Source organism: Thermosynechococcus sp. Uc (assembly GCF_029335995.1).
In the GTDB taxonomy this organism is placed as follows: Bacteria; Cyanobacteriota; Cyanobacteriia; order Thermosynechococcales; family Thermosynechococcaceae; genus Thermosynechococcus.
The window spans coordinates 1-5598 of record NZ_JARJMS020000046.1 but is presented as its reverse complement, the minus strand read 5'-3'; the positions used below and the strand labels follow the sequence as shown (position 1 = coordinate 5598).

Sequence of the window (5598 nt, the reverse complement as noted above, 5' to 3'; positions counted from 1 at the left end):
CCTTTCAAGAACTGGCCAATCAAATCGAACAACTGCGGCAGGAGGGCAATATCCAAGCCGCCATCCCCCTTGCAGAGCGCTTTGTCACCCTAGTGGAAAATACCCTGGGCAACAATCACCCCCTTTTGGCTGCAAGTCTCAATGAATTGGGGAAGCTCCACGTGGAGCAGGGAAATTATGCAGCGGCACTCCCCCTTTATCAGCGAGCCTTGGCTATCTATGAGCAGACGCGCGGAGCAGATCGACCAGAGGTGTCTGCCGTCTTGAATAACTTAGCCAATCTCTATCGCGCCCAGGGGAACCATGAGGCGGCATTGCCGGTATTTCAGCGATCGCTGGCGATCGCCGAAAAGACTTTCGGCAGCGATCATCCTGAAGTAGCAGTCATTCTCAATAACCTTGGTCTCCTTTACGCAGAGCAAAAAAACTACCCCCGCGCTCTACCTTTATATCAACGCGCCCTGCGGATCTTTGAGCAAGCCCTAGGAGAGAAAAGCCCCTACGTGGCAACAACCCTCAACAATTTAGCAGGGCTGTATCGAGCACAGAAAAATTACGCTGCCGCTTTGCCCTTGTACCAACGTGCCCTTAAGATTCGCGAACAAACCTTACCGCAAGGTCATCCAGACATTGCTGCTAGCTTGAACAATTTAGCAACCCTCTATTTTGATCAGCGCAACTACTCAGCGGCTCTGCCCCTCTATCAACGCACACTAGAAATTGTGCAATTGCGCCTTGGGGAAACCCATCCCAACACGGCAACCGCCCTCAGCAACCTTGCTGCCGTCTATTGGCAACTGGGGAATTTTCCTCAGACTCTGGCACTGCTGAAAAACGTCCAAGAGATTGAGGAAAAGAACCTGAGTCAAAATCTCATTGTTGGCTCAGAGGACTACAAGCGCAACTACCTCAAGACTTTTCAAAATAGTACTGATGCGATACTTACACTGCATCTCCAGCATCTTCCTCAGGCTTCTGAGGCCATTGCTCTGGCCTTGACAACGATCTTGCGCCGCAAAGGACGGTTACTGGATTTCCTCAGCCAAAACCAAGCGCGACTGCGCCGCCAATTGTCAGCTCCAGATCAAGCCAAACTGCAGGAACTCACCACCCTGCGCACAACCATTGCCAACCTCGTTTTTGCCGCAGCAGAACCCGCCGCTTTCCCCCAATTGCAGCAGCTGCAGGCACGAGCCAATCAACTGGAAGCTGAATTGAGTCTCCGCAGTGCGGCCTTTCGCGAACTCACCCAGCCGGTAACCATCGCCGCTGTTCAACGGGCAATACCGGCCAATGCCGTTTTAATTGAATTCATTCGCTATCGCCCCTACGATTTGCAGACTCAGCAGTTTGGTGAGCCGCGCTATGGCGTCTATGTTCTGCGTCCAACCGGTCAACCCCTAGGCAAAGATTTGGGGTCTGCGGCTGAAATAGAGGCCCAAGTGCGCCAAACTCGGTTCCGTTTGGCTGATCCGCGCCTGCCTAAGACGGAGGTACAAGCGGTGGCGCAAGCCCTGGCTGAGCGGGTAATTACCCCCATTCGTCCGTGGATTGGCAATGCAACCCACTTGCTCATTGCACCGGATGGCGAGTTGAACACCATTCCCTTTCAAGCACTGGTGGATGCCCAAGGGCGCTACTTGGTGGAGTCCTATCTGATTACCCTGCTGACCTCTGGGCGTGAACTTCTGCGTCTCCAATCGCGACCGGCACCTGCAAATACCCCTTTGATTATTGCTGACCCGAGTTTTGATCACTCCCTTAGCGGGGGATCTCCACTACGCTCCCTTGATCTGCGGGAGCTGTCCTTTGCACCTTTGCCGGGAACGGCTGAAGAAGCACAAGCTGTGAAGGCACTCTTCCCCCAAGCCCAACTGTTGAAACAAGATGCGGCCACGGAGGCAGCGGTTAAAGCAGCGAATTCTCCCAAAATTCTCCACCTAGCGACCCACGGCTTCTTTTTGACCCACGAAGGGAATAAGGACATCCCTGAAAACCCCCTGTTGCGATCCGGACTGGCCTTGGCGGGGTTTAATCAACGCCAAAGTGGTTCAGACGTGGATGATGGCGTGCTCACGGCCTTGGAAGTTACAGGGATGAACCTGAGTAACACAGAATTGGTGGTGTTATCCGCCTGTGATACGGGGCGGGGAGAGGTGGTGAACGGGGAAGGGGTTTATGGGTTGCGGCGAGCTTTCACGTTGGCGGGGGCGCGATCGCAAGTAAGTACCCTGTGGAAAGTGGATGACCAAGTGACCCGCGAGATGATGGTGGCCTTTTACCAAAACCTGCGCCGAGGGATGGGGCGTACAGAAGCCCTGCGGCAAGTCCAGCTTCAGCGCCTCCAGGAGGAATCTCCCTACTACTGGGCGGCATTTGTCTCCAGTGGAGATTGGTCGCCCTTGAGGTTACGGCAATAGCCATGGTTCGAGCAATTCAATACCGGCTGGCGCTGTGGTATGTGGGGGTGACGGCACTCCTGCTTCTCATTTTTGCCATGGGCTTCTTCTTCTATGTGCGGGGAACGCTGGTTGAACGGGTTGATGACACCCTTAGTCATGTTGTGGAGGTGGTGAGTCGCTCCCTCATTATTGACGCTGGCACAGCGGCAACCATTGATTGGCAAAGCAGTTTAGGCAGTCATCCCCTTGCGGCGTTGGAGGAGGATCACATTGACCTAGAGGGATTTACGCCGGATCAACAGTTGGCTTGGAGCACGTTTTCAGAACCCTTGGATTTGCCCTTGCATCTAAGTCGGGCGGCGGAAACGGTACAGGTGGGAGCAGATCGCTGGCTGCGGCAGATGACGGTGGCCTTGGTGGTGGACAATCGCCTCTTGGGCTATTTACGGGTTAGCCATCCTTGGTTTGAAGTGACCCAGCCGAGTCAAGCCCTGCTTTGGGATTTGCTTTTGGGCATTGCCCTGACCCTGACCCTGGTCAGCATTAGTGGTTGGTTCCTTTCGCGGCTGGCGATCGCCCCCCTCCAGCAGTCCTATGCCTACCTAAAGCAATTTACGGCCGATGCTTCCCATGAACTGCGCAATCCTGTTGCTCTCATTCAAACCAATGTGCAAGTTGCCTTGGCCACTCCCGATCCCGAAACCCAGCGCCAACAGCTCCTTGTTATTGAGCGCCTCAGCCGTCGCCTCAGCCGCCTGGTGGATGACCTGCTCTTTCTGGCTCGCCAAGATAGCGGCATGCTTCCCTTACAGGCTCAGCCCTGCCACTTGGATGCCATTCTTTTGGGCGTCATTGAGGAGCAGATGCCCCTAATCCGCCAAAAGCAACTGCAACTGGCATTTGAACTTGCCGATCCGCAGACCTCAGAAGCGGAGGCCTATCGCCTTTGGGGCAACCCCGATCATCTCAGCCGCCTCCTGACTAATATCCTCAGCAATGCCGTGCAATATACCCCCCCTGGGGGGCAAATCCAGGTGAGGTTGGAACCACAGGGCAAATTCTACCGCGTGGTCATTGCCGACAATGGACCGGGAATTCCTGCCAGTGAGCTGCCACGCCTTTTTGATCGCTTTTATCGCCTGCCGGGGACAACTTCCGAGGGAACAGGCTTGGGGCTGGCGATCGCCCGCTCCATTGTTCAGGCCCATCGAGGTCAGATTCAGGTCAACAGTGAGGTTGGTCAGGGCACGTGCTTTACAGTTTTGCTACCCGCTGCCATAAAAGAGAGCTAAATCGCTGGTACGATTATCGCCAGAGTTCTGCCCTGATTGACTCATTTTCCAAAATTGGATTAGGACCTGCAGTGAAAACAGAACCATCCTCAAAATCCCCGCCGAAGGGGCGATCCCTTGCCCACATTGCCACCATTGTTGCTGTGGCAACGCTGTTGAGTAAAGTGGCGGGGCTGGTTCGCCAGCAGGCGATCGCCGCCGAATTTGGTGTCGGTGCAGCGGTGGATGCCTATAGTTATGCCTATGTGATTCCGGGATTCCTGTTTATTTTGTTAGGGGGCATCAATGGACCTTTTCACAGCTCCATCATCAGCGTAGTGCTCAAGCAACCCCCAGAAAAGGCTGCTCCCCTCGTAGAAACCATTACCACCCTTGTAGGCGGGCTGTTGCTGCTTTTGACGGCAATTTTGATGGTGTTGGCTGAGCCTTTAATTCAACTCATTGCTCCCGGTGCTCCTCCAGACATCCAAGCCCTAGCCACAGAGCAATTTCGGATTATGGCGCCCTTGGCGGTGCTCTCCGGTCTGATTGGCATTGGTTTTGGCACACTCAACGCCGCGGACCAATACTGGTTGCCCTCCATCAGTCCCCTGCTATCCAGTTTGGCGGTCATTATCGGAGTTTGGTTTTTTGCCGATCACTTCGGCGCTGCGGTATTGGCTTGGGGAACCCTAGTGGGGGGAGTCCTGCAATGGTTGGTGCAAATCCCTGCCCAGTGGCAAGCCGGCATGGGGACGTTGCGCTTACGTTTTGAATTTAACCGCCCTGAAGTGCGAGAACTCATTCAGCTGATGGGGCCAGCTACCCTCTCCTCAGGAATGCTGCTCATTAGCGTTTACATTAGTCTCTTTTTTGCCTCCCAGTTGCCCGTCGGCGCTGCATCGGCTTTGAGTTATGCTCAGTTGCTATTTTTAACACCCTTGGGGATTCTTTCCAATGTGATTCTTGTGCCCTACATGCCCATTTTTTCAAAGCTGGCGCAGCCGGCACACTGGGCAGATCTCAAGGAGCGGATTCGCCAGAGCTTGGTGCTGACGGCCTTGAGTATGATGCCGCTGGGGGCAATGCTGGCGGCCTTGGCATTGCCAGCAGTGCGGGTGGTCTATGAACGACAGGCCTTTGATTTTGCCGCTTCGCAACTGGTGGCGGCGCTGCTGTTGGTCTATGCCATTGGCATGTTCTTCTACCTTGCCCGCGATGTCATTGTGCGGGTTTTTTATGCCCTTGAGGATGGCCGCACTCCCCTTTATGTCACCCTCTGGGGACTGGGCTTTAACGCCCTCTTTTGCTTCTTCTTTACCCGCGCCTTTGGGGCAGTGGGGCTAGCGATGGCCACGGTGGGTGTGAATACAGTATCGTTTATTGCCCTCACCTGGATCTTGCACCGTCGCCTGGGAGGGCTGCCTTGGGGGGAGCTACTTGTTCCCTTGGCTGGAATTGCCTTAGCCAGCATCCTGAGTGGCGGCGCAGGTTGGGGTACCCTCAAGGGTCTTGAGTGGCTCTGGGGACGGGATGGCTTGGGAATTCAGTTGTTACAGTTGGCGATCGCCGGCAGTGTCAGTGTCCTGATGTTTATAGCGGCCATTTCCCCCCTCAAGCTGCCAGAACTGGACTTTTTTTTGGACAAAGTGCGGCGGTTTTGGCCTCAGCGATACCAGTAGTAGATTGCCGTAGTATGCTAAAGAATCGGCCAATTCATGAGTTGTTTTTGCGATCGCCCCTTTGAACTAACGTCCTAACTTTACCTGCATCTGCCGTGGAGTTTGCCATGAAAGTTGTTTGTTCACAATCCCTTCTCAACAGTAAGCTTGCCCCCCTGAGTCGCGTTGCCCCCAGCAATCCCTCCCACCCCATTTTGGCAAATATTCTGTTGCAAGCCAAAAGTGGCCGCCTTTGCCTGTCGG

General features: G+C 54.6%; 3 protein-coding genes. All 3 read left to right on the top strand.

Annotated features, from left to right (window positions below):
- Positions 1-2420, top strand: a 2420-nt coding sequence (locus tag P3X23_RS05375) for a CHAT domain-containing protein (protein ID WP_300873894.1), incomplete at its 5' end; no start/stop codon positions are given.
- Between the two features lie 2 nt (positions 2421-2422).
- The gene (locus P3X23_RS05370; protein WP_300873892.1) at positions 2423-3694 is read left to right on the top strand and encodes a HAMP domain-containing sensor histidine kinase; all 1272 of its coding nucleotides are present in this window, start codon (positions 2423-2425) and stop codon (positions 3692-3694) included.
- 71 nt (positions 3695-3765) lie between these two features.
- Positions 3766-5355, top strand: coding sequence for a murein biosynthesis integral membrane protein MurJ (murJ, locus tag P3X23_RS05365; protein ID WP_300873890.1), 1590 nt, complete (start codon positions 3766-3768; stop codon positions 5353-5355).
- Positions 5356-5598: the final 243 nt, after the last annotated feature.